This window comes from Burkholderia latens (assembly GCF_902499045.1).
In the GTDB taxonomy this organism is placed as follows: domain Bacteria; phylum Pseudomonadota; class Gammaproteobacteria; order Burkholderiales; family Burkholderiaceae; genus Burkholderia; species Burkholderia latens.
This window is the reverse complement of record NZ_CABVPL010000033.1, coordinates 41,443-62,431: the sequence shown is the minus strand read 5'-3', so window position 1 is coordinate 62,431 and position 20,989 is coordinate 41,443. Positions and strand designations below refer to the sequence as shown.

Below are 20,989 nucleotides of genomic sequence, written 5' to 3'. Positions count from 1 at the left end.
CCACCCGTTTTCCGAGGAGCGTTGCGACGGACCTTCTGCGTCCGCCAGGCTCGGAGAGCTTCACCAAGCAGCCGTGCGGCGAGATTCGCGCCCGGCCCCGCTTCCTGAACGGCGCTCACGTCACCAATTTCTAGAACTTTTTTAGAAAGGAGGGCGTGATGAACGCCATTATCGATTCCAAGGCTTCCAACGATTACGTCGTCGCCGACATGGCGCTTGCAGGCTGGGGCCGCAAGGAACTCAACATCGCCGAGACCGAAATGCCGGGCCTCGTGCAGATCCGCGACGAATACAAGGCCCAGCAGCCGCTGAAGGGCGCGCGCATCGCAGGTTCGCTGCACATGACGATCCAGACCGGCGTGCTGATCGAGACGCTGAAGGCGCTCGGCGCCGACGTCCGCTGGGCGTCGTGCAACATCTTCTCGACGCAGGACCACGCTGCTGCCGCGATCGTCGAAGCCGGCACGCCGGTGTTCGCGTTCAAGGGCGAATCGCTCGACGAATACTGGGAGTTCTCGCACCGCATCTTCGAATGGCCGAACGGCGAATTCGCGAACATGATCCTGGACGACGGCGGCGACGCAACGCTGCTGCTGATCCTCGGCTCGAAGGCCGAGAAGGACCGTTCGGTCATCGCGAAGCCGACCAACGAGGAAGAAGTCGCGCTGTACAAGTCGATCGCGAAGCATCTCGACATCGACGCGAACTGGTACTCGAAGCGCCTCGCGCACATCAAGGGCGTGACCGAAGAGACCACGACCGGCGTGCACCGCCTGTACCAGATGGAAAAGGACGGCCGCCTGCCGTTCCCGGCGTTCAACGTGAACGATTCGGTCACGAAGTCGAAGTTCGACAACCTGTACGGCTGCCGCGAGTCGCTCGTCGACGGCATCAAGCGCGCGACCGACGTGATGATCGCGGGCAAGGTTGCGGTCGTCGCCGGCTACGGCGACGTGGGCAAGGGCTGCGCGCAATCGCTGCGCGGCCTGGGCGCGACCGTGTGGGTCACCGAAATCGATCCGATCTGCGCGCTGCAGGCGGCGATGGAAGGCTACCGCGTCGTGACGATGGAATACGCGGCCGACAAGGCCGACATCTTCGTGACGGCGACCGGCAACTACCACGTGATCAACCACGATCACATGAAGGCGATGCGCCACAACGCGATCGTCTGCAACATCGGCCACTTCGACTCGGAAATCGACGTCGCGTCGACGCGCCAGTACCAGTGGGAAAACATCAAGCCGCAGGTCGACCACATCATCTTCCCGGACGGCAAGCGCATCATCCTGCTGGCCGAAGGCCGTCTCGTGAACCTCGGCTGCGCGACGGGCCACCCGTCGTTCGTGATGTCGAACTCGTTCGCGAACCAGACGCTCGCGCAGATCGAGCTCTTCACGCGCGGCGACCAGTACGAGAACAAGGTGTACGTGCTGCCGAAGCATCTCGACGAAAAGGTCGCGCGCCTGCACCTCGCGCGCATCGGCGCGAACCTGTCCGTGCTGTCGGACGAACAGGCTGCGTACATCGGCGTGCAGAAGGACGGCCCGTTCAAGCCGAACCACTACCGCTATTGATGTGCCGCCGCCGCACCGCGCATGCCGGCGTCGGATGCGCGGTGCGGCGGCACGGTGCCGGATCGCCTGCCGTCGCGCCGTGCCCGCGGGCACGCACGGCGGCAGGCGGCGGCCGAACGCATTGACCGACCAGATCGACAACCGAACCGGAGCCCTCCATGAGCGTCATTCTCACCTGGGTCATCAACGCCCTCGCGCTGCTGATCATCACGTACCTCGTGCCGTCGATCCACATCAAGAGCTTCGGCACCGCGCTGATCATCGCGGTCGTGCTCGGCCTGATCAACACGGTGATCCGTCCGGTGCTGATCCTGCTGACGCTGCCGGTCACGATCGTCACGCTCGGCGTATTCATCCTCGTCGTGAACGCGCTGTGCTTCTGGTTCGCGTCGTCGCTGCTGAAGGGTTTCGAGGTGTCGGGTTTCTGGTCCGCGTTCTTCGGTTCGATCCTGTACAGCATCGTGTCGTGGCTGCTGTCCGCGCTGATCTTCGGGCAGCGCGACATCGGCTGACGGCCGCGCCCACTCTTGCGAATCATGAAACCGATCGAACTTTCGTTTGAATTCTTCCCGCCGAAGACGGCGGACGGCGTCGAGAAGCTGCGCGCGACGCGTGCGCAGCTGCTGCCGCTGAAGCCGAAATTCGTCTCCGTGACGTTCGGCGCCGGCGGCTCGACGCAGCAAGGCACGCTCGACACCGTGCTCGACATGCAGAAGGACGGCCTCGAGGCCGCACCGCACCTGTCGTGCATCGGCTCGTCGCGCGACAGCCTGCGCGCGATCCTCGACCAGTACCGCTCGCACGGCATCCGGCACATCGTCGCGCTGCGCGGCGACCTGCCGTCGGGGATGGGCGAGGTCGGCGAGCTGCGCTATGCGTCCGAGCTCGTCAGCTTCATCCGCGCGCAGCATGGCGACTGGTTCCACATCGAAGTCGCCGGCTATCCGGAGTACCACCCGCAATCGCGTTCGCCGAAGGCCGATCTGGAGAACTTCGCGCGCAAGGTGAAAGCCGGCGCGAATTCCGCGATCACGCAGTATTTCTTCAATGCGGACGCGTATTTCCGCTTCGTCGACGATGCGCGCAAGCTCGGCGTGGACGTGCCGATCGTGCCGGGCATCATGCCGATCACGAACTTCTCGCAGCTGATGCGGTTCTCCGACATGTGCGGCGCGGAAGTGCCGCGCTGGGTCGCGCGCCGGCTCGAGAGCTTCGGCGACGATCGCGACGCGATCCGCGCGTTCGGCGCGGACGTCGTCACGAGCCTGTGCCAGCGCCTGATCGACGCGGGCGTGCCGGGGCTGCACTTCTATACGCTGAACGCGGCGTCCGCGACGCGGACCATCTGCGAACGGCTGTCGATGTAAGCGTCATCACGCGGTTGCATGCGCGAAAGCCCCGCCGACGGCAAGCCGGCGGGGCTTTTTTCGCCGCGGTGGCGGCGCCGACGGCGCCCGCGTCAGCGCTGCGCCTGCATCAGCGGCGGACGCCGGTCGAACCACGGCCGCGCCTGCTCGAGCTGGCGCGCGAGCTTCAGCAGCAACGCATCGTCGGCGTGCCGCGCGACGAACTGCACGCCGATCGGCAGCCCGCGCGCGTTCCAGTAGAGCGGCACCGACATCGCCGGCTGGCCCGTCAGGTTGAACAGCTCGGTGCAGCCGGCCCATGCGAACGCCTTCTCCGACGATCTCGCGAGCATTTCCCGCAGCAGCGGCTTCACCGGCAGCGCGCCGAGCAATTTCATCTGCGCGGCTTCGAGTGCGCTCGGCTGCAGCTCGCCGATCTTCACCGGCGGCCCCGCGAGCGTCGCGCACAGGATCGCGTCGTAGCGCGACACGACGCCCGCGACCTGCACGGTCAGCTGGCGCTGCCATTCGAGCACGTCCGCGAGCCGCGCGCGGGCGACACGCCGGCCGACCACCGCCATCGCCCATGTCGCCGGTTCGAATTCGGCGCGCTTCGGCGTGCGTCCGGTCAGCGCGCGCGCGCCGAGCACCATCTCCTCGGCGATCGTTGCCCACAGCGTGAGAAAGGTCTCCGCCGTGCGTGCGCGGTCGATGTGCAGCGTCGCGGGTTCGACGTGATGGCCGAGCGATTCGACCAATGCGGCGGCATCGTCGAGCGCCGCGCGCGTGTCGTCGTCGAGCGCCGGCGCGAGCATCGGGTCGGTGACGAGGCCGATCCGCAGCGGCCCCGGCGGCGTATCGAGCGCGCCGACAAAGGTGCCGGGCGCGCCGGGCGGCAACGTCTGGCCGGTCGTCACGTCGAGCAGCAGCGCGCTGTCGCGCACGCTGCGCGACACCGCATGCTGGACGACCAGCTCGCCGTTCGACGGCAGATCGACCAGCAGCGGATTGCGGCTCGGCTTCAGCCCGAACAGCCCGCAGCACGACGCAGGGATCCGGATCGAGCCGCCGCCGTCGGACGCATGCGCGAGCGGCACGATGCCGGCCGCGACGGCCGCGGCCGCGCCGCCGCTCGAGCCGCCGGGCGTGTGATCGAGATTCCACGGATTGCGGCACGCGCCGAACAGCTCGGGTTCGGTGTACGGCATCTGGCCGATTTCCGACGTGTTCGTCTTGCCGAACACGTTGAGGCCTGCCGCGCGGCTGCGCGCGATCACCGGCGAGTCGTCGGCGGGGACGAAGTAGCGGTAGTGCCGGCTGCCCATCGACAGCGGCAGCCCGGCGACGGCCGCGCCGAGATCCTTGACGAGATACGGGACGCCCGCGAATGGCGCGTCGGGGGCGGCGGCGTGTGCCGAGTCCGTGCGCTTGCGCGCGGCATCGTAGTCCTGCAGCACGATCGCGTTGACCGCGCCGTTGACCGCTTCGGCCTGCCCGATCGCGGCGTCGAGCAGTTCGCGCGGGCTTGCCTTGCGCTCGCGCACGAGTGCGGCGAGGCCGATCGCGTCGTGCGCGAGATAGTCCGAGTGCATCGCTGTCACCCCCGTTGTGACTCGTGGCGATGAGGGGAGGATAACGCGGGACCGGCGCACCGGGCCCGCTGCCGGGCTTTTACAGGTGCTCGGCGAGGAACGTCAGCGTGCGGCCGTGCGCGAGCGCCGACGCGCGCTGGTTGTACGACGCGCGGTCCGTGCAGTTGAAGCCGTGCTCGGCGCCCGGATACAGGTGGAACGATGCGTTGCCGCGGCCCGCGAACGCGCCCTTCACCTGCTCGACCGCGTCGGGCGGAATGCCGTGGTCGTTCTCCGCGTAGTGGAACAGGATCGGCTGCGTGACCTTGGCGGCGAGGTCGAGCGCGTTCTGGATGCCGCCGCCGTAATACGCGACCGCCGCATCGACGTGACCGGCCGCCGCTGCGCGATAAGCGAGCTGCCCGCCGAAGCAGTAGCCGATCGCCGCGACCTTGCCGGCGACATCGGCGCGTGCGCGCAGGACATCGGCGGCCGCGCCGATGTCCGCGACCGCGAGGCCGATGTCGGTCTTCTTCATCAGCTCGATGCCCTTGTCGCGATCGGCGCCTTCGTAGGTCAGCTCGACGCGCGGCTGCGTGCGCCAGAACACGTCCGGCGCGAGCGCGACGAAGCCGTCGGCCGCGTATTGATCGGCGACCGCGCGGATGTGCGAGTTCACGCCGAAGATTTCCTGGATGATGATGACGGCGGGGCCCTTGCCGCGCTTGGGCAGCGCGAGATAGCCGCCGAAGCTGTCGTTACCGGTCGGGATGTCGATCCATTGGGCAGTCACGTTTGAACTCCTGGCGAACGGGCGCGCGACGCGCGCCGCGGATGGTAAAAGAGGCGGCCTAGTGTGCCATCGATTGCGCGGCGCTGCAGCACGCCCGCCCGCGTGCGCGGCGCGCCGCGCACGCTTCTCGCGCAGCGATCGTTTCGATCTCGATTATTCATTTTTCGGCGGCGCGCCGCTTCGATAGAGTCGATGTGTCGGCCTTTACAAAGCGCTTTCGCGCATCGTCATCGAAGGATTCGCCATGTCCGCCCGTTCGTTTTCCACGCCGTTTTCCGAACGCTTCGGCCTGCGCCTGCCGCTCGTGCAGGCGCCGATGGTCGGCGCGAGCACGGCCGCGATGGCCGCAGCCGCGTCCAATGCCGGCGCGCTCGGCAGCATTGGCGCCGGCGCGTTCGCGCCGGACCGTATCGAAACCGAAGTCGCCGCGATTCGTGCGGCTACCGCGCGCCCGTTCGCCGTGAACCTGTTCGTGTTGCCCGATGAAGCCGCGCCCGACGCGGCGACCGTCGCACGCGCGCTCGCCGCGATCGATCCGCTGAACGCGGCGCTCGGGCTGCCGCCCGGCACCGCGCCGGCGCGCTACGCGCCCGACTTCCGCGCGCAGCTCGATACGCTCGTCGCGCTGCGCGTGCCGGTCGCGAGTTTCACGTTCGGCGTGCTCGATGCAGCCGACGTCGCGCGGCTGAAGGCCGCCGGCACGTACGTGATCGGCACCGCGACGCACGTCGCCGAAGGGCTCGCGTGGCAGGCGGCCGGCGCCGACGCGATCTCCGCCCAGGGCGCCGAAGCCGGCGGCCATCGCGGCACCTTCATCGGCGCGGCCGACGATGCGCTGATCGGCACGCTCGCGCTGGTGCCGCAGCTCGTCGATGCAACCGGCCTGCCGGTGCTCGCCGCGGGCGGCATCATGGACGGCCGCGGGATGGCGGCCGCGCTCGCGCTCGGCGCGCAGGCCGCGCAACTCGGCACCGCGTTCCTCCCGTGCGCGGAAAGCGCGATCGCGGCCGACTGGAAGGCGCGCCTCCTCGCGAGCACCGACACGTCTACGCAGGTCACGCGCGCGATCACCGGGCGTCATGCGCGCGGCTTGCGCAACACGCTGATGGCGCGGCTCGGCGAGCGCGTGGCCGATGTCGCGCCGTATCCGGTGCAGAACGCGCTGACTCAACCGCTGCGCCAGGCGGCCGCGCGCGCGAACGATGGCGACTACCTGTCGCTGTGGGCCGGGCAGGGCGCGCCGCTCGCACGGCGGCGCGACGCGGCGTTGACCACGTCGCAGCTCGTCGACGCGCTCGACGCCGAATGGCGCGCGGCGGCTGCATGAGCGGTTGCATGAGCGGCGCGCATCGAGGCTCGAAACGCGCGTGCTGTCACGCGCGTTTCATTCAACGATCGCGCGCACAAAATACCGAAGCGAAATGACGCGCGAATGCATTAAATCGACCTTTCGCGCGGTACGTCCGTGATTAGCGGAAACCCTTATCCGGCGGGGCTTGCAACGATATTCGAGTCGTCGTTCCAGAGCAGGCGTATCGGTAGTGTTACCACTACCCCAAAAAAGTCCCACAAATTAATTTGATCACCTACACTTGCGCGCAAGTACGGGCGGGCAGCTGCTAAAAGCGGCCGTTTCCCCACGTGCTTGAGGCCAAGTGCATGAAGGATGCAACCGGCGAATCGTCCAGTGAATGCAAACACAGGGATGGCAGCGGGGCACCGGGCGATGGCGTTTTTTGGGACCGAACTGGAGACTTACATGAATATCAAGATGCAAAAGCTGTTGCCGATCACCGCAGCGGCGATGCTGTGTGCTGCAGCTGCAAGCAACGCGTCCGCCGATCAAGTCGTCAAGATCGGCCACGTCGCGCCGTTGACGGGCGGCATTGCACACCTGGGCAAGGACAACGAAAACGGTGCACGTCTCGCAGTCGAGGAGATCAACGCCAAGGGTCTCACGATCGGCGGCCAGAAGATCACGCTGCAACTGGATCCGCAGGATGACGCGGCCGACCCGCGCCAGGCGACGCAGGTTGCGCAGAAGCTCGTCGACGACAAGGTCGTTGCGGTGGTCGGCCACCTGAACTCGGGCACGTCGATCCCGGCATCGAAGATCTACAGCGACGCGGGCATCGTGCAGATCTCGCCGTCGGCGACCAACCCGGCCTACACGCAGCAGGGCTTCAAGACCACGTACCGCGTGGTCGCGACCGATGCGCAGCAAGGCCCGGCACTCGCGGACTACGCGCATTCGAAGGGCATCAAGAGCGTCGCGGTGGTCGACGATTCGACCGCTTACGGCCAGGGCCTCGCGAACGAGTTCGAGAAGAAGGCGAAGGCGCTCGGCCTGAAGGTGATGTCGCACGACGCGACCAACGACAAGGCGGTCGACTTCCGCGCGATTCTGACCAAGATCAAGGGCGAGAACCCGGACGCGATCATGTACGGCGGCATGGACGCCACCGGCGGCCCGTTCGCGAAACAGGCGAAGCAGCTCGGCCTGCGCGCGAAGATCTTCGCGGGCGACGGCGTGTGCACGGAAAAGCTGGCCGACCTGGCCGGCGACGCGACCGACAACATCGTGTGCTCGGAAGCCGGTGCTTCGCTCGAGAAGATGCCGGGCGGCGGCGCGTTCAAGGCGAAGTACGAGAAGCGCTTCGGCCAGCCGATCCAGATCTACGCACCGTTCACGTATGACGCCGTGTACATCATCGCCGACGCGATGAAGCGCGCGAACTCGACGGACCCGGCGAAGATCCTCGCGGCGATGCCGGCGACGAAGTACACGGGCGTGATCGGCACGACGACCTTCGACTCGAAGGGCGACCTGCAGCACGGCGTGATCTCGCTGTACAACTACAAGAGCGGCAAGAAGACGCTGCTCGACGAAGTGAAGATGTAAGCTGACAAGCGGTCGACAGAAGGGGTGAAGGCGCGCCTGCGGTAACGCAGGCGCGCCTTTGTTTTTGCGCGGCGCGGTTCGGCGCGGCAGCAGGCTGCACTCGCGCCATAGTCAGATCTTCAGGCGCGCGAGCACCTTTGGCGCGACAACGGCGACGAGCGCAGCGCACAGCGCGACCACCGACAGGCCGACCGTCAGGCCGGCGGTTTGCGCGACCCCGCCGATCACGACCGGACCGAACAGCAGCCCGAAGTACGCGAGCCCGGCCACGTGCGCGAGGCCTTCGGCCGCGTGAATGCCTTTCACGCGCGCGGCGGCGGCGAACAGCACGGGCATCATGTTCGCGAGGCCGAGGCCCATCAGCGTGAAACCGGTGAGCACGGCCACCGCATTCGGCAGCAGCAGCGCGCCGATCATCCCGGCGCAGGCCAGCGACGCGCTCGCGAACACGAGTTGCGGCGCACCGAAGCGTGCGCGCACCGCGTCGCCCGCTAACCGCGCGATCGCCATTCCACCGGAGAACGCCGCATACGCGGCGCTCGCGAGCGCGGGGCTCGCCGCGACGACGTCGCGCATGTAGACCGTCGCCCAGTCGTACATCGCGCCTTCGGCGATCAGCGCGACCAGCGCGATGCCGCCGAGCATCCACAGCGCGGCCGAGCGCCAGCGGTTGCCGCCCCCGTGCGCGTGGTCGTGGTGCGGCACGTGCGGCAGCACGGCCGGGCTCGCGGCAAGCAGCACCGCCGCGTTGAGCGCGGCCGCGAGCGCGAGGTGCACGGCCGGCGCCATGCCCGCCGACAGCAGCGCGCCGCCGGCGGCGGCGCCCGACATCCCGCCGATGCTGAACATCCCGTGCAGCGACGACATGATCGGCTTGCCGAGCGCGAGCTCGACCGCGCTTGCCTCGGCGTTCATCGCGACGTCGAGCGTCGCCATCGAGAACCCGAACAGCGCGAGCACGACGAGCAGCATCCAGTAGTCGGGCACGACGAGTATCGCCGCCGCGCACGCGGACATCACGAGGCCGCCGGCGACGCATGCGGTGCGCGAGCCGACCCGGGCGATCCAGCGCGCGATCGTCAGCATCGCGGCGATCGAGCCGCCGGCGACCGCGAACAGCGCGATCGACAGCAGCCCGGGGCTCAGCGCGAACTTGTCGCGCACGGTGGGCACGTGCACGCCCCACGACGCGTACATCATGCCGGCGACGAAGAACAGCGCCATCGTCGCCGTGCGGGCGCGCTGGCGGACGGGCAGCGCGAGCATGCGATGCGCGTCGGGCGGTGCGGCGAAGTCGGACGAGGATCGGGACGAGGATTCGGACACGGAAGGCTCTTCAATGAAAAATGCGCGGGCGCGGCGCCCGTCGGGATTCGTCCGATTCTATCGAAGCGCTTACGGTCTTGCCTGCGCGCTGGCCGTTCGGCCGACCGAGAGCGCCGGCGCATCGCGCGTGCGCGATTCGCATCGGCCATCCGGCCTATGCGCGGCGGGCCGCCGCCGCGGGTAACATCGATGCGCAGGCGGCATGCCCGAGGCCCTGGCGCCGCGCGCTTCCACCGCCGCCGATTTACCGAACGCAGGAGTGACCTTGAACATCGATCCCGACCTTGCCCTGCATCTGCTGCACCGCTGCGCGCTCGGCACGCTCGCGACCCACGCGCGCGACCCGCACGGCTTTCCGTACCCGACGGTCGTGCCGTTCGCACCCGATCCAACGCATCGGCCGGTGATTCTCGTGAGCCGTCTTGCCGAGCACACGCGCAACCTCGCGGCCGATCCGCGCGCGGGCTTCCTCGTCGTCGATGCGCCGGACGGCGACGTGCTGAACGCCGAGCGCGCGACGCTCGTGGGTCGTTTCGTGCCGCTTGCCGACGATCCGCATGTCGCCGCGCGCTATACGCGCTACGAACCGGATGCCGCGCGCTATCTCGCGCTCGGCGATTTCGCGTTCTGGGCGCTCGACATCGAGCGGCTGCGCTATATCGGCGGGTTCGGCCGGATGGGCTGGGTGGACGGCACGGCGCTCGACGCGCTGCCGCCACTCGGGTTCGACGACGAACGGGCGCTGTGGGCCGCGTACGACGGAAGCGATGCGCGTCGCGACGGGCTCGAACTGCTCGGCGTCGACCGCCACGGCGCCGACTGGCGCTGCGACGGCCGGCGCGTGCGCACGCCGTTCGACCCGGTGCCGGGCGACGCCGGCGCGCTACGCGAGCGGCTGATCGCATCCGCGCGCGATGTGACGTGACGCCGCGGGGGCATCGGCGATTCAGCGCGATGCGCCCGCGTGATTTTCGCGAACTTGTCGCGGGATGAAAGCTTCGATTTTCCCGGATACAGGGTAATTGCGTATGTTGATAGGCCGAATACCGGATCGGTAATGTCCTAATCTCTATGCAGCAGCGTAAAAATTTGAGAAAAGGCCGCGGCCGGTCAAAATGACATGCGTGAATTACAATTGATCTCGGGATTTTCGTGAATCACGGCTTGTATCAAATCTTTTTTGTGCTAATCTCTGCCTTCGAAAATCCGAGGCACAAATATTCCATGAATGGCGAGCCGGCTGCAGATCGGTGCCATTGATCATATCGAAAGGGAAACTATGTCTTCTTACAAGGACCTGCTGGCCCAGCGGGAGAAGCTGGAGAAGCAAATCGAAGAAGCGAAGTCGCGCGAATACGCCGAAGTGCTGAATGACGTGAAGCAGAAAATTGCCGACTACGGCTTTTCGCTCGCCGAACTCGGCCTCAGCCGCGCGAAGGCAGGCAAGGTCGGTCGCCCGCGCGCAGGCGTGGCCGCCAAGTACCGCGATCCGGAAACGGGTGCGACGTGGTCGGGCCGCGGCAAGCCGCCGCGCTGGATCGCCGGCAAGAACCGCGACCAGTTCACGATTTAAACGCTCGTTTAAATCGCCTGCCAGAAGAGCCGCGTATCCGTGCAGGAGCGCGGCTTTTTGTATGGCGCAACGAAACGTGCGCGCGTTGTCATGGAAATGTCAGAATCGGTGCGTGAATGAAAATGCGACCCGTTCGCATAAGCGGTTGATTTAAATGGAAAATTTGAGGTTATCGGAATGCCCCGCGGGCTACGTTTGATAGAATTCCGTATCCCAACCGATATCTCGTATTTCATGTCCACGTTTTCTGGCGACGCGCAAAGCGCGGATAAGCACGCGGTCGCACGCAAGAGCACGCTCGTCAGTATCGTGCTGAATGTCGTGCTTGCGACGTTTCAGATCGCCGTGGGCGCGGTTGCGCATTCGCAGGCATTGATTGCCGATGGCGTCCATTCGATTTCCGATTTGATCTCGGATTTTGTCGTACTGGTTGCGAATCGCCACAGTGGTGCATCGCCGGATGCCGATCACAATTACGGCCACAGCCGCTACGAGACGGTCGCGTCGCTGTTTCTCGGCGCGATCCTGATCGCGGTCGGCATCGGCATGCTCTGGCGCGCCGGCAACCGTCTCGTCAATCTCGAAAACATTCCGGCCGTCCATTTTTCCGCATTGGTCGTCGCGCTGACCGTGCTCGTGTCGAAAGAGGGGCTGTTTCGCTACATGCTGCGCGAGGCGCGGCGCGTGCGTTCCGCGATGCTCGTCGCGAACGCGTGGCATGCGCGCTCCGACGCCGCGTCGTCGCTCGTCGTCGCGATCGGCATCGTCGGCAGCCTGGCCGGCGTGCGGCTGCTCGATCCGATCGCCGCGGCGATCGTCGGCTTCATGGTCGCGCGCATGGGCTGGACGTTCGGCTATGACGCGCTGCAGGACCTGTCGGATCGCGCGCTCGACGCGACCGCGTCGGCCGAGATCCGCGCGCTGCTCGCCGCGACGCCGGGCGTGCGCGACGTGCACGACCTGCGCACGCGCAAGATGGGCGATGCGGCGCTCGTCGACGCGCACATCCTCGTCGATCCGATGATCTCGGTGTCGGAAGGGCACTACATCGCGGAAACCGCGCGTGCGCGCGTGCTGCGCGATCCGCGCGTGCTCGACGCGCTGATCCACGTCGATCCGGAGAACGACGCGGCGCGCCGTCCGGCGCTCGCGCTGCCGCCGCGCGACGAGATCGCGGCGCGGCTCGAGGCCGCGCTCGCGCAACGCGGGCTGCATCCGGCCGCGATCAACCTTCACTACCTGAGCACGGGGCTCGAGATCGACGTGACGCTCGACGCCGCCGCGGGTGATACCGACGCGGCGCTGGCCGGCCGGCTCGACGTCGAGACGTTGAAGCGCGAGTTCGGCGCGCGCCGGATCGGCTTCACGCGCGGGCTGCCTGCGCAGGCGTAAGCGCGTGCGCGAAAGCGCGCGCAGGGCGAGCGCGGCATGTGCGTTACAGCGGCAATTGCGTGTCGAACTTGATTTCGCGCAGCACGACGCTCGTGCGCACCTGCGACACGGCCGGAATCTTGAAGATCCGTTCGTGCAGGAACACGTCGTAGGCCTTGATGTCGGGCGCGACGATCTTGAGGATGTAATCGGCTTCGCCGGTCGTGCTGTAGCACTCGGTGACTTCCGGGCAGGTCGCGATCTCGCGCTCGAACTGCTCGACGCCGCCTTCGTTGTGGCGGGTCAGGTGCACGTGCGCGAGCGCGCACACGTGCAGGCCGAGCTTCTCGCGATCGAGCAGCGCGGTGTAGCGCTGGATCACGCCGGACTGTTCCATGTCCTTGATGCGGCGCCAGCACGGCGTGCTCGACAGCCCGACCTGGTCGGAGATTTCCTGCACGGAACGGCGCGCGTCGAGCTGCAACAGGCGAAGGATTTTTTGCGAAAAGGAATCGAGCGTCACCTGCGCCTCCATGCGGCAGCTACAACACGCTGAATGTTAGAGGGCCGGAAAAAGAAAGGCAATCTTGCGGCGTGCCGGTGAGCGAGATTCGCTAATTTGCGCGCGGATCTGTAGGGTTTTGTCCCGCCCCCGCCTGTTCGGACCGATCGGTGTCGGATACCGCGAGGCCGGCGAGCGCCGCCTGCTGACGGCGCAGGTCCGCGAGCATGTTGCAGAACAGCGCGCCTTGCTCGATCGCGTCGTCGAGCGCGACGTGCGTGTGCGGGTAGTCGTCGAACCAGTGCTTCGGAAAGCGCGGCTTGATCGCCTTGCGGTACGGCAGGCCCGTCATCGCGAACGCGAGCGTCTTGATGTCGAGCGCCGACCACGAGAACGGGCAGCGTCCCGCGAAGCGCATCATGTACCAGAACATGAACGTGAAATCGAAGCCGGCCGGCATCGCGACAAACACCGGCTTGCCCGGCAGCGCCTCGACCCACTCGACGTACGCGACGAGCGCCGCCTCCGGCGCCTGCAGGTCGCGTCGGCACGCGGCCCACGCGTCCGGTTCCGTCTTCCACCACGCCTCCTGCACCGGATGCGCGCTCGCGCCCGGCAGCGTTTCGAGGTTCGCCGAGAACGTCGCGATCAGCTGCTTGTCCTCGGTATAGGCGGCCGACGCGAAGCTCAGCATCGAGTGCGGGCCGGGAATCGGGCCGTCGGCCTCGACGTCGGTGCTGACGTAGATTTCGGGGATCGCGGTCTGGTTCATCCGAACACCTTGTCGGACACGAACGGATTCGTGCGGCGCTCGTCGCCGAAGGTCGACACGGGGCCGTGGCCGGGCACGAACGTGACGTCGTCGCCGAGCGGCCACAGCTTCTCCTTGATCGAACGCACGAGGTCCGCGTGGTTGCCGCGCGGGAAGTCGGTGCGGCCGATCGAGCCGGCGAACAGCACGTCGCCGACGATCGCGACGCGATGCGCGCGGCTGAAGAACACCACGTGGCCGGGCGTATGGCCCGGGCAGTGATAGACCTCGAGCGTCTCGTCGCCGAACTGCACGGTGTCGCCGTCGTTCAGCCAGTGGTCCGGCTCGAACGCGTCGGCGGCCGGAAAGCCGAAGCGCTGGCTCTGCATCGGCAACTGCTCGATCCAGAAGCGCTCGTCTTCCTGCGGCCCGACGATCGGCACGCCGTAGTGCGTCGCGAGCGCCTTCGCGCCCGCGCAATGATCGACGTGGCCGTGCGTGAGCAGCACCTTTTCGACCTGCACGTTCTGCCGCGCGATTTCCTGTTCGATCCGTTCGATGTCGCCGCCCGGATCGACGACGGCGGCGCGGCCGGTCGTTTCGCAGACGAGCAGCGAGCAGTTCTGCTGGAACGGCGTGACCGGGATGAGCGTGACTTTCATGGATGCACCGGCGGCTAAAAGGATCGATTGTACCGGTCGCGCCCGCGGCCCGCCGCCCCTGCGACACAACGCATCGCGGGCGTCTGCGGGCAATCCCGGAGCATCCCGATTGTTACCGCCATAGACAGAATCAATGGTCCGCCGGGGGTGCTTTTCGAGACAGCGTTTTGATTTATGTATAATGCGCCCCATTGCGCGTGAATTTCACGCAATTCGCTGGTGTTTCGGCCCCGTTAAAGGAGGGGCATCGGAAGCACCGTCAAGCATCGGCCGCCGGGGAGTCCGGCGGTGTATCCAGCACCGAGCGTTCGGTGCTCACGTCTTGTCCGGCCGGGTGCTGCGCGCCCGTCTGCGGCCTTGCTGCCGCGCCGCCGGATGAGGCCTGTGCCGCCGTTCCTGTGCGTTGGCTGTACGCGACGCGCGCGAACGTGAGAGCCATGTTCGATGGCGGCATGTGGGGTCTGGTCAGGCTGCCGGGGACAGGTTGCGCCAGACGTGAAAACTAATCAGGACGGTTGCGGCACAGACGAAAGCCGCGCCCATGCTAGCCGCCTGCTCGCATCCGAGCGGGGCGTGCACGCATTTGCCGTCCGGGCCGCGTATCTGCGTTGTTCAGCAGCGTTGTATCGGTGCGGCCCGAACCAGAAGGCGACACGTCGATGAACTTTCGATTTCCGACTCGATTCGGGACCATTGCATTATTTCTCGCGCTGACGGGCTGTGCGGTGCCATCCAGCCAGACCACCGGCAGCGCCACGCAGAAGAGCGCGGTCAACAAGACGGCCGCTGCCGCGAAAGCGGACGACGACAAGCAGCAACTGAATTTCGATTCCGCGCTGGCATCGATGCCGGCCGCCGACAGCCACGACGCGAAGAAGTCGTCGCTGGCCGACGCCGAGCCGATCGAAGGCTCGGACGTATCCGACTTCCGCCAGACGGGCCGCGCATCGTGGTACGGCAAGGGCTTCCACGGCCGCCGCACCGCGAACGGCGAGCGCTTCAACATGAACGCGCTGACCGCCGCGCACCGCACGCTGCCGCTGTCGTCGTACATCAAGGTGACGAATCCGTCGACCGGCAAGTGGGTCGTCGTGAAGGTCAACGATCGCGGGCCGTACAAGCGCGGTCGCGTGCTCGACCTGTCGTATGCGGCTGCGAAGATGATCGGCCTCGTGCATGCCGGCACCGGCCGCGTGAAGATCGAAGGGCTGTCGCCGCAGGAAGCGCGCGAGGCGCGCGACGAGATGCTCGCGTCGCTGTCGTCGAAGTAACCGACGTCACGCGGCGGTTCGTTCCGCACGATGCAAAAGGGCTGCCTTCCGGCAGCCCTTTTTCGTTTCCGCTCGCGTGGCGGCGCTGCTGCCCGTGCTCGCTCGTCAGCCGTCCTTCAGCGCCAGCGCACGCGCGTACAGCGCGTTGCGCGACGCGCCCGTCAGCGCGGCCGCGAGCTTCGCCGCACTCTTCACCGGCACTTCTTCCAGCAGCAGCTTGAGCAACGCATCGTGCGCGGTGTCGTCGGCTTCGCCGACGTCGGCGGGCGCGCCTTCGACGACCAGCACGAATTCGCCGCGCTGGCGGTTCGCGTCGCCGTCGAGCCAGCTCTGTCCTTCGGCCAGGGTGCCCTGGAACAGTTGCTCGTGTAATTTGGTGAGCTCGCGCGCGATCAGCAGCCGGCGCGCGGGGCCAAATGCGTCGGCGAGCGCGGCGACGGTTTCTGCGATCCGGTGCGGCGCTTCGTAGAACACCAGCGCGTACGGGTGCCGCACGAGCGCTTGCAGCGCGCTCGCGCGCTGCTTCGCCTTCGGCGGCAGGAAGCCCGCGAACGTGAACGCGCCGGCCCAGTCGCCGGCCACGCTCAGCGCGGTAACGGCCGCGCTCGCGCCCGGCAGCGGAACCACCGCGAAGCCGGCCGCGCGTACCGCGTCGACGAGCCGTGCGCCGGGGTCGGAAATGCCGGGCGTGCCGGCGTCCGACACGTACGCGACGCGTTCCCCCGCGCGCAGCAGTTCGATCACGCGCAGCGCCGCTTCGCGTTCGTTGTGCTCGTGCACGGCGACGAGCGGTTTCGAGATCCCGTAGCGGGCCAGCAGCTGGCCCGTGTTGCGGGTGTCTTCGGCCGCGATGCGGTCGGCGAGGCCGAGCACGTGCAGCGCGCGCAGCGTGATGTCGGCGGTGTTGCCGATCGGCGTCGCGACCACGTAGAGCGCGGCGTCCGGATAGTGCTGCGTTTGCGCGAGTTCGAGGAGGGCAGTCATGGCAGGCAATGCGCGCAGGGGCGGCGCAAGCGGAACAAGGACGGCATTGTGCCACGCGGCGGCGCGCGGGCCGGATGGCGGGGGCGGTTTGCCGCGCGGCGGCGGCAATTTTTCCGGCACGGTGCGATCCAGAGCGGTAGGCGCGACGTTCGAACAGCGCGCGCGGCAATTCCTCGAGCGCCGCGGCCTCGCGTTCGTCGCGGCGAACGTCACGGTGCGCGGCGGCGAGCTCGATCTCGTGATGCGCGCGCCCGACGGCACGCTCGTATTCGTCGAGGTGCGCGCACGCCGCAGCACGCGGCACGGCGGCGCGGCCGCGAGCGTCGGCTGGCGCAAGCGCCGGCGCGTGGTTGCGGCCGCGCTCCATTTCTGGGTGCGGCACGGTGCGGGTGCCGCGTGCCGTTTCGACGTCGTCGCGTTCGAGGCCGGCCGGCTCGAATGGCTGCGCGATGCATTTCGTGCCGACGACGCGTAGCCGCGAGCTGTGACGAGATGTAAAGAGTTCTTGCCATACCCCCGGAGAGCGCGCCGGAGTGCGGTAAACTCGCCGCACTCATGACGTTGCGCGCGGGGTGCCCACGCGCCCAGTTCACCAGGAATCGATGTCAGTCGAACGTATTCAGCAACATTTCCGCGACACCGCCGCGCTTCATGCCGAAGCGGCCGACGCGCTGTCGCTGCCGATCGCAGCCGCGGTCGATGCGATGTTCGCCGCGCTGGCGAACGGCAACAAGATCGTCGCGTGCGGCGACGGCCCGTCGGCCGCCGCCGCGCACTACCTCGCCGTGTCGCTCGTCGGCGGCTTCGAGCGCGAGCGTCCGGGCCTGCCGGCGATCGCGCTGGCCACCGATGCGTCGCAGGGCGGCCTCGCCGGAGCGACGGCCGCCGATCAGCTGTTCGCGCAGCAGGTGCGCGTGCTCGGGCAGACCGGCGACATCCTGCTGGTGCTCGATGCGAGCGGCGCGTCGCCGCGCGTGCTGGCCGCGATCGGCGAAGCGCACGAGCGCGAGATGACCGTCGTCGCGCTGACGGGCGGCGATGGCCACGCGGTCGCGGCCGCGTTGTCCGACACCGATATTCCGATCAGCGTGCCCGCCTCTCGCGCGGCGCGCGTCCACGAAGTCCATCTGCTGACCATCCACTGCCTGTGCGACGGCATCGATGCGATGCTGCTGGGTGAGGATTGAACGAAGGAGAGCCGTCGATGAATCAAAGCCGCGTCAAACAGACGCTCGTCAGAACCACGTTGCTCGCCGCGCTGATGGCGGGCCTCGCGATGTCGCTGCAGGGCTGCGTGCTCGGCGTGCTCGGTGCGGCGGCCGGCGGCGGCGCGCTGATCGCGACCGATCGCCGCACGCTCGGCGCGCAGACCGAAGATCGCGAGATCCAGGTGAAGGCGCTCACGCAGATCAACAACGGGCTGCCGGACCAGTCGCACGTGAACGTGACCGTGTTCAACCGCCGCGTGCTGCTGACGGGCGAAGTGCCGAACGACGCGTCGAAGCAGCGTGCCGAGGAAATCGTGCGCGGCATCAACAACGTGAACGGCATCGTCAACGAGCTGTCGGTCGAGCCGGCGTCGTCGCTGTCGTCGCGCGCGAACGACTCGTACCTCGAAGGGCGCGTGAAGTCCGAGTTCATCGCGACGAAGGGGCTTTCGGCGAACTACTACAAGGTCGTCAGCGAGCGCGGCAACATCTACCTGATGGGCCTCGTGACCGTCGACGAAGGCAATCGCGGCGCGGATGCCGCGAGCCAGGTGCCGGGCGTCGAGAAGGTCGTGAAGGTGTTCCAGTACATCCGGCCGCAGGACGCACAGGCGTTGCAGGCCGCCTCGCCGGGCAGCGCGTCCGGTGCGCAGCCCGCGGCCGCGCCGGCGGATGCCGCGACGGTCGGCGCGGTGCCGGATGCGTCGGTCCAGTCGACGCCGCTGCAACCGCCCGCGCCGATCTCGAATTCGTCGAGCGTGCACCCCGGCAATCCGAAGGCGACGCCGCAATGAAGCCGACGCAAATCAGGATCGCGCAACGGATCATGCAGGGCGCCGCGGCCGTCGTGCTGGCGGCCGGTGCGCTCGGGTCCGCGCACGCGGACGTCGGCGACGGCCTGAAGGTCGCGCGCGGCAACGCGTGCATGGGCTGCCACGCGGTGGACCGCAAGCTCGTCGGCCCGTCGTTCAAGGACATCGCGGCCCGCTACAAGTCCGATCCGCAGGCCGTCGCGAAGCTGTCGAAGAAGGTGAAGGACGGCGGCTCGGGCGTGTGGGGCGCGATTCCGATGCCCGCGCACCCGCGGATGAGCGACGCCGATCTGCGTGCCGTGGTCGAATGGGTGCTGGCCGGCGCGCCGTCGAAGTGACGCGCCGGGGTGCGCAACCCCTATTGCCAAGCGCGGAAATGCCTGTGTATGATGGACGACTGTTGGGGCGGTAGCTCAGCTGGGAGAGCGTCGCGTTCGCAATGCGAAGGTCGGGAGTTCGATCCTCCTCCGCTCCACCAACGGAATCCGAAGGGCTCGGTCGCAAGACCGGGCCCTTTTTGCTTTCCGGCATGTCGCACGCGACGCCGGCGGTTCGCGCACTAACCTTGAACCCGGCCTGCGGCTAGTCGGCGCGGTCGCGATCGCGTGCGGGCCCGTGCCTCGTCGCGCGGTAGTGCCGTCGCGCCTTCGCGACGTTGCCGCAGGTTGCCATGTCGCACCACTTGCGCCGCCCGGTCTTCGAACTGTCGATGAACACCCATGCGCAATTGGGCCCCGCGCACATCCGGAGCCGATCGACCGGTATCGCTTCCAGAAGCTTCACGGCGTCGAGCGCAATCTGGTCGGTGGGCATCTGCAGGTTCGCGCCGTCGTGCGCATCCGGCGCGTCGCCGAATTGCACGCGCCCGTCCGTCGCGATCAAACGCTGGCCGCTGACGGCCCGCCGCCACGCGTGCTCCAGCGTCGCGAGATCCGCTGCATCCGGCGATGCGCGGTGCGCCAGCGCATCCAAGATACCGAACAACGCTTCACGCAGGCGCCTCGCATCGCGCAGCGCGCGCTCGGCTGCCGCCGGCGCTTGCGCCGCGCGCGTCGCGAGCCGCTTCAGGTCTGAAGCCGGGAGCCGCGCCGACGCTGCCAGCCACGCCAGATACGCGGGGTAATCGGGCAGCCAGTCGCGCGGCGTCTCGTCGCGGCCGGTCACCGTGTTGACGAAGTCGAGAACGGCGTGACCGCCGATGAAATCGCGCACCTCGAACGTGTGCGCTTCCATAACCGGTGAAACCTTTGACATGGGTTAAATTGATGCTAACCTTCGATGACCTTTTGACAGGTTATCACGCACGATGACCGCGATTGCGCGAGGAGAAGTCATGACGGCGACATCCGCTTCAGCCGATCGGCAGGCCAACGATTCGTCAGCGAGGGTTGCGCGACCCGTCGAGCTCATTGCCGCGCCGAGCAGCCTCGGCCTCAAGCCGAACGGCGCCGGCCGCGAGCCCGACACGTGGCGCGGCCCGGAAACGCTGCTTGCGACCGGGCTCGCCGCCCGTCTCGGCGCGCGCGTTTCGTGGCTCGCACATCCGCGCTATGCGTTCGAGCCGCAACCGGGCACGCGCATCCGCAACGGCGCGTCGATCCGCGCGTTCTCGCTCGAACTCGCGTCGCACGTCGCCGGCGCGCTCGAGCGGCGCGCGTTTCCGATCGTGCTCGGCGGCGATTGCAGCATTCTGCTCGGCTGCCTGCTGGGAAACCGGCGGGCCGGCGGCAGCGGACTCATTCATGTCGACGGACACAGCGACTTCTTCCATCCGGGCAACTACGACACGTCCACGCGGCTCGGCTCCGCGGCGGGGATGGACCTCGCGCTGGCCACCGGCCGCGGAGAGCCGCTGCTGACGCGCTGGCCGGATCTGGACGGCCCGCTCGTCGACGATCGCGACGCCTGCCAGATCGGCGAGCGCGACGCCGGCACAGCCGCGTTCGAGGCGGCGTACGGCGATATCGTACGGACCGCGATCACGCGTACGACGATCCAGCAACTGCTGGCGCGCGGGCCTGCCGCCGTTGCCGGCGAACTCGTCGGCTGGCTGCGCATGCGCGCGCTTCGGCGCGTGTGGTTGCACGTCGATCTCGACGTGCTCGATCAGTCGGCGCTCCCGGCCGTGGATTCGCCGGGCTCGCCGGGGCTCGATTTCGCCGGGCTCGACGCATTGCTGGGGCCGCTCGTCGCGTCGGGCCGCGTAGCAGGGATCGACTTCACGATCTACGATCCAGCGCTCGATCCCGGGCTCGCGCATGCGGACCGGATCGCGCGCACCATCGCGCGGACCGCCGCTGCGTTGCCGGCCGCGTGCACGCAATAACGCGATCCGCCGCG

The 20,989-nt window shown here is 67.8% G+C and carries 22 protein-coding genes, 1 tRNA gene and 1 riboswitch; of the genes, 15 read left to right on the top strand and 8 right to left on the bottom strand.

Going from position 1 to position 20,989, the window contains the following annotated elements:
- The first annotated feature begins 7 nt into the window (after positions 1-7).
- Positions 8-124, top strand: a riboswitch (S-adenosyl-L-homocysteine riboswitch).
- Between the two features lie 34 nt (positions 125-158).
- The 3 genes from ahcY to metF all read left to right on the top strand — a co-directional run bounded on the left by ahcY (position 159) and on the right by metF (position 2,944).
- A complete protein-coding gene (ahcY, locus tag BSE24067_RS21120) occupies positions 159-1,577 on the top strand; it encodes an adenosylhomocysteinase (protein ID WP_151066496.1) in 1,419 nt (472 codons plus the stop codon).
- 158 nt (positions 1,578-1,735) lie between these two features.
- Complete coding sequence (locus tag BSE24067_RS21115) at positions 1,736-2,089, top strand: phage holin family protein (RefSeq protein WP_006477367.1); 354 nt, start codon at positions 1,736-1,738, stop codon at positions 2,087-2,089.
- A gap of 24 nt (positions 2,090-2,113) precedes the next feature.
- Entirely contained in the window at positions 2,114-2,944 is an 831-nt protein-coding gene (gene metF / locus BSE24067_RS21110) for a methylenetetrahydrofolate reductase [NAD(P)H] (RefSeq protein WP_151066497.1), read from the top strand.
- Positions 2,945-3,036: 92 nt separating this feature from the next.
- On the opposite strand, the gene BSE24067_RS21105 is transcribed toward metF, so the two are convergent.
- On the bottom strand, positions 3,037-4,515 hold the full coding sequence (locus tag BSE24067_RS21105) for an amidase (protein ID WP_151066534.1): 1,479 nt from the start codon (positions 4,513-4,515) through the stop codon (positions 3,037-3,039).
- Between the two features lie 79 nt (positions 4,516-4,594).
- Complete coding sequence (locus tag BSE24067_RS21100; protein WP_151066498.1) at positions 4,595-5,287, bottom strand: dienelactone hydrolase family protein; 693 nt, start codon at positions 5,285-5,287, stop codon at positions 4,595-4,597.
- Between the two features lie 244 nt (positions 5,288-5,531).
- Here BSE24067_RS21100 and BSE24067_RS21095 point away from each other — a divergent pair, with 244 nt between their 5' ends.
- Positions 5,532-6,614: an NAD(P)H-dependent flavin oxidoreductase gene (locus BSE24067_RS21095; protein ID WP_151066499.1), complete on the top strand. Its 1,083-nt coding sequence runs from the start codon at positions 5,532-5,534 to the stop codon at positions 6,612-6,614.
- A 432-nt stretch (positions 6,615-7,046) separates the two neighbouring features.
- Entirely contained in the window at positions 7,047-8,189 is a 1,143-nt protein-coding gene (locus tag BSE24067_RS21090) for a branched-chain amino acid ABC transporter substrate-binding protein (protein ID WP_151066500.1), read from the top strand.
- Between the two features lie 111 nt (positions 8,190-8,300).
- Here BSE24067_RS21090 and BSE24067_RS21085 read toward each other — a convergent pair whose 3' ends face one another.
- Positions 8,301-9,515, bottom strand: coding sequence for an MFS transporter (locus tag BSE24067_RS21085; protein WP_151066501.1), 1,215 nt, complete (start codon positions 9,513-9,515; stop codon positions 8,301-8,303).
- 265 nt (positions 9,516-9,780) lie between these two features.
- On the opposite strand from BSE24067_RS21085, the gene BSE24067_RS21080 reads away from it, so the two are divergent.
- The 3 genes from BSE24067_RS21080 to BSE24067_RS21070 all read left to right on the top strand — a co-directional run bounded on the left by BSE24067_RS21080 (position 9,781) and on the right by BSE24067_RS21070 (position 12,480).
- Complete coding sequence (locus BSE24067_RS21080) at positions 9,781-10,440, top strand: HugZ family pyridoxamine 5'-phosphate oxidase (RefSeq protein WP_151066502.1); 660 nt, start codon at positions 9,781-9,783, stop codon at positions 10,438-10,440.
- Positions 10,441-10,794: 354 nt separating this feature from the next.
- Entirely contained in the window at positions 10,795-11,088 is a 294-nt protein-coding gene (locus BSE24067_RS21075) for an H-NS histone family protein (protein ID WP_151066536.1), read from the top strand.
- A 234-nt stretch (positions 11,089-11,322) separates the two neighbouring features.
- Positions 11,323-12,480 carry a cation diffusion facilitator family transporter gene (locus BSE24067_RS21070; RefSeq protein ID WP_151066503.1) on the top strand — a complete coding sequence of 386 codons (1,158 nt, stop codon included), beginning with the start codon at positions 11,323-11,325 and terminating at the stop codon, positions 12,478-12,480.
- 43 nt (positions 12,481-12,523) lie between these two features.
- Here the strand turns inward: BSE24067_RS21070 and BSE24067_RS21065 are convergent, their stop codons facing one another.
- From BSE24067_RS21065 to BSE24067_RS21055, 3 genes are all read right to left on the bottom strand, one after another.
- On the bottom strand, positions 12,524-12,994 hold the full coding sequence (locus BSE24067_RS21065; protein WP_006477376.1) for an Lrp/AsnC family transcriptional regulator: 471 nt from the start codon (positions 12,992-12,994) through the stop codon (positions 12,524-12,526).
- A gap of 79 nt (positions 12,995-13,073) precedes the next feature.
- Positions 13,074-13,733, bottom strand: coding sequence for a 3'-5' exonuclease family protein (locus BSE24067_RS21060; protein ID WP_151066504.1), 660 nt, complete (start codon positions 13,731-13,733; stop codon positions 13,074-13,076).
- Complete coding sequence (locus BSE24067_RS21055) at positions 13,730-14,374, bottom strand: MBL fold metallo-hydrolase (RefSeq protein ID WP_151066506.1); 645 nt, start codon at positions 14,372-14,374, stop codon at positions 13,730-13,732. The genes BSE24067_RS21060 and BSE24067_RS21055 overlap by 4 nt, the downstream gene beginning before the upstream one ends.
- Positions 14,375-15,033: 659 nt before the next feature.
- Between BSE24067_RS21055 and BSE24067_RS21050 the strand changes: the two genes are divergently transcribed.
- A complete protein-coding gene (locus BSE24067_RS21050) occupies positions 15,034-15,645 on the top strand; it encodes a septal ring lytic transglycosylase RlpA family protein (protein WP_151066509.1) in 612 nt (203 codons plus the stop codon).
- A gap of 105 nt (positions 15,646-15,750) precedes the next feature.
- Here the strand turns inward: BSE24067_RS21050 and rsmI are convergent, their stop codons facing one another.
- Positions 15,751-16,629, bottom strand: a complete 879-nt coding sequence (gene rsmI / locus BSE24067_RS21045) for a 16S rRNA (cytidine(1402)-2'-O)-methyltransferase (protein ID WP_151066511.1) — start codon at positions 16,627-16,629, stop codon at positions 15,751-15,753.
- Between the two features lie 46 nt (positions 16,630-16,675).
- On the opposite strand from rsmI, the gene BSE24067_RS21040 reads away from it, so the two are divergent.
- The 5 genes from BSE24067_RS21040 (at position 16,676) to BSE24067_RS21020 (ending at position 19,127) form a co-directional block, all read left to right on the top strand.
- On the top strand, positions 16,676-17,104 hold the full coding sequence (locus tag BSE24067_RS21040) for a YraN family protein (RefSeq protein ID WP_174904843.1): 429 nt from the start codon (positions 16,676-16,678) through the stop codon (positions 17,102-17,104).
- 127 nt (positions 17,105-17,231) lie between these two features.
- A complete protein-coding gene (locus BSE24067_RS21035; protein WP_151066515.1) occupies positions 17,232-17,816 on the top strand; it encodes an SIS domain-containing protein in 585 nt (194 codons plus the stop codon).
- A 17-nt stretch (positions 17,817-17,833) separates the two neighbouring features.
- Positions 17,834-18,631, top strand: a complete 798-nt coding sequence (locus BSE24067_RS21030) for a BON domain-containing protein (RefSeq protein ID WP_151066516.1) — start codon at positions 17,834-17,836, stop codon at positions 18,629-18,631.
- The gene (locus BSE24067_RS21025) at positions 18,628-18,987 is read left to right on the top strand and encodes a c-type cytochrome (RefSeq protein WP_151066518.1); all 360 of its coding nucleotides are present in this window, start codon (positions 18,628-18,630) and stop codon (positions 18,985-18,987) included. The genes BSE24067_RS21030 and BSE24067_RS21025 overlap by 4 nt, the downstream gene beginning before the upstream one ends.
- 64 nt (positions 18,988-19,051) lie before the next feature.
- Positions 19,052-19,127 (top strand) — tRNA-Ala (locus tag BSE24067_RS21020).
- A 104-nt stretch (positions 19,128-19,231) separates the two neighbouring features.
- Here the strand turns inward: BSE24067_RS21020 and BSE24067_RS21015 are convergent.
- Complete coding sequence (locus BSE24067_RS21015; RefSeq protein ID WP_244130563.1) at positions 19,232-19,903, bottom strand: CGNR zinc finger domain-containing protein; 672 nt, start codon at positions 19,901-19,903, stop codon at positions 19,232-19,234.
- Between the two features lie 79 nt (positions 19,904-19,982).
- Between BSE24067_RS21015 and BSE24067_RS21010 the strand changes: the two genes are divergently transcribed.
- Positions 19,983-20,975, top strand: coding sequence for an arginase family protein (locus BSE24067_RS21010; RefSeq protein WP_151066519.1), 993 nt, complete (start codon positions 19,983-19,985; stop codon positions 20,973-20,975).
- Positions 20,976-20,989 lie beyond the last annotated feature (14 nt).

What these genes read in the sequence shown, in the direction of transcription:
- metF (WP_151066497.1), top strand. Translation starts at nt 2,114, where the DNA reads ATGAAACCGATCGAACTTTCGTTTGAATTCTTCCCGCCGAAGACGGCG.
- BSE24067_RS21115 (WP_006477367.1), top strand. Translation starts at nt 1,736, where the DNA reads ATGAGCGTCATTCTCACCTGGGTCATCAACGCCCTCGCGCTGCTGATC.
- BSE24067_RS21075 (WP_151066536.1), top strand. Translation starts at nt 10,795, where the DNA reads ATGTCTTCTTACAAGGACCTGCTGGCCCAGCGGGAGAAGCTGGAGAAG.
- BSE24067_RS21050 (WP_151066509.1), top strand. Translation starts at nt 15,034, where the DNA reads ATGAACTTTCGATTTCCGACTCGATTCGGGACCATTGCATTATTTCTC.
- BSE24067_RS21065 (WP_006477376.1), bottom strand. Translation starts at nt 12,994, where the DNA reads ATGGAGGCGCAGGTGACGCTCGATTCCTTTTCGCAAAAAATCCTTCGC.
- BSE24067_RS21025 (WP_151066518.1), top strand. Translation starts at nt 18,628, where the DNA reads ATGAAGCCGACGCAAATCAGGATCGCGCAACGGATCATGCAGGGCGCC.
- BSE24067_RS21090 (WP_151066500.1), top strand. Translation starts at nt 7,047, where the DNA reads ATGAATATCAAGATGCAAAAGCTGTTGCCGATCACCGCAGCGGCGATG.
- BSE24067_RS21070 (WP_151066503.1), top strand. Translation starts at nt 11,323, where the DNA reads ATGTCCACGTTTTCTGGCGACGCGCAAAGCGCGGATAAGCACGCGGTC.
- BSE24067_RS21010 (WP_151066519.1), top strand. Translation starts at nt 19,983, where the DNA reads ATGACGGCGACATCCGCTTCAGCCGATCGGCAGGCCAACGATTCGTCA.
- BSE24067_RS21035 (WP_151066515.1), top strand. Translation starts at nt 17,232, where the DNA reads ATGTCAGTCGAACGTATTCAGCAACATTTCCGCGACACCGCCGCGCTT.
- BSE24067_RS21060 (WP_151066504.1), bottom strand. Translation starts at nt 13,733, where the DNA reads ATGAACCAGACCGCGATCCCCGAAATCTACGTCAGCACCGACGTCGAG.
- BSE24067_RS21015 (WP_244130563.1), bottom strand. Translation starts at nt 19,903, where the DNA reads ATGTCAAAGGTTTCACCGGTTATGGAAGCGCACACGTTCGAGGTGCGC.
- BSE24067_RS21055 (WP_151066506.1), bottom strand. Translation starts at nt 14,374, where the DNA reads ATGAAAGTCACGCTCATCCCGGTCACGCCGTTCCAGCAGAACTGCTCG.
- BSE24067_RS21030 (WP_151066516.1), top strand. Translation starts at nt 17,834, where the DNA reads ATGAATCAAAGCCGCGTCAAACAGACGCTCGTCAGAACCACGTTGCTC.
- ahcY (WP_151066496.1), top strand. Translation starts at nt 159, where the DNA reads ATGAACGCCATTATCGATTCCAAGGCTTCCAACGATTACGTCGTCGCC.
- rsmI (WP_151066511.1), bottom strand. Translation starts at nt 16,629, where the DNA reads ATGACTGCCCTCCTCGAACTCGCGCAAACGCAGCACTATCCGGACGCC.
- BSE24067_RS21095 (WP_151066499.1), top strand. Translation starts at nt 5,532, where the DNA reads ATGTCCGCCCGTTCGTTTTCCACGCCGTTTTCCGAACGCTTCGGCCTG.
- BSE24067_RS21105 (WP_151066534.1), bottom strand. Translation starts at nt 4,515, where the DNA reads ATGCACTCGGACTATCTCGCGCACGACGCGATCGGCCTCGCCGCACTC.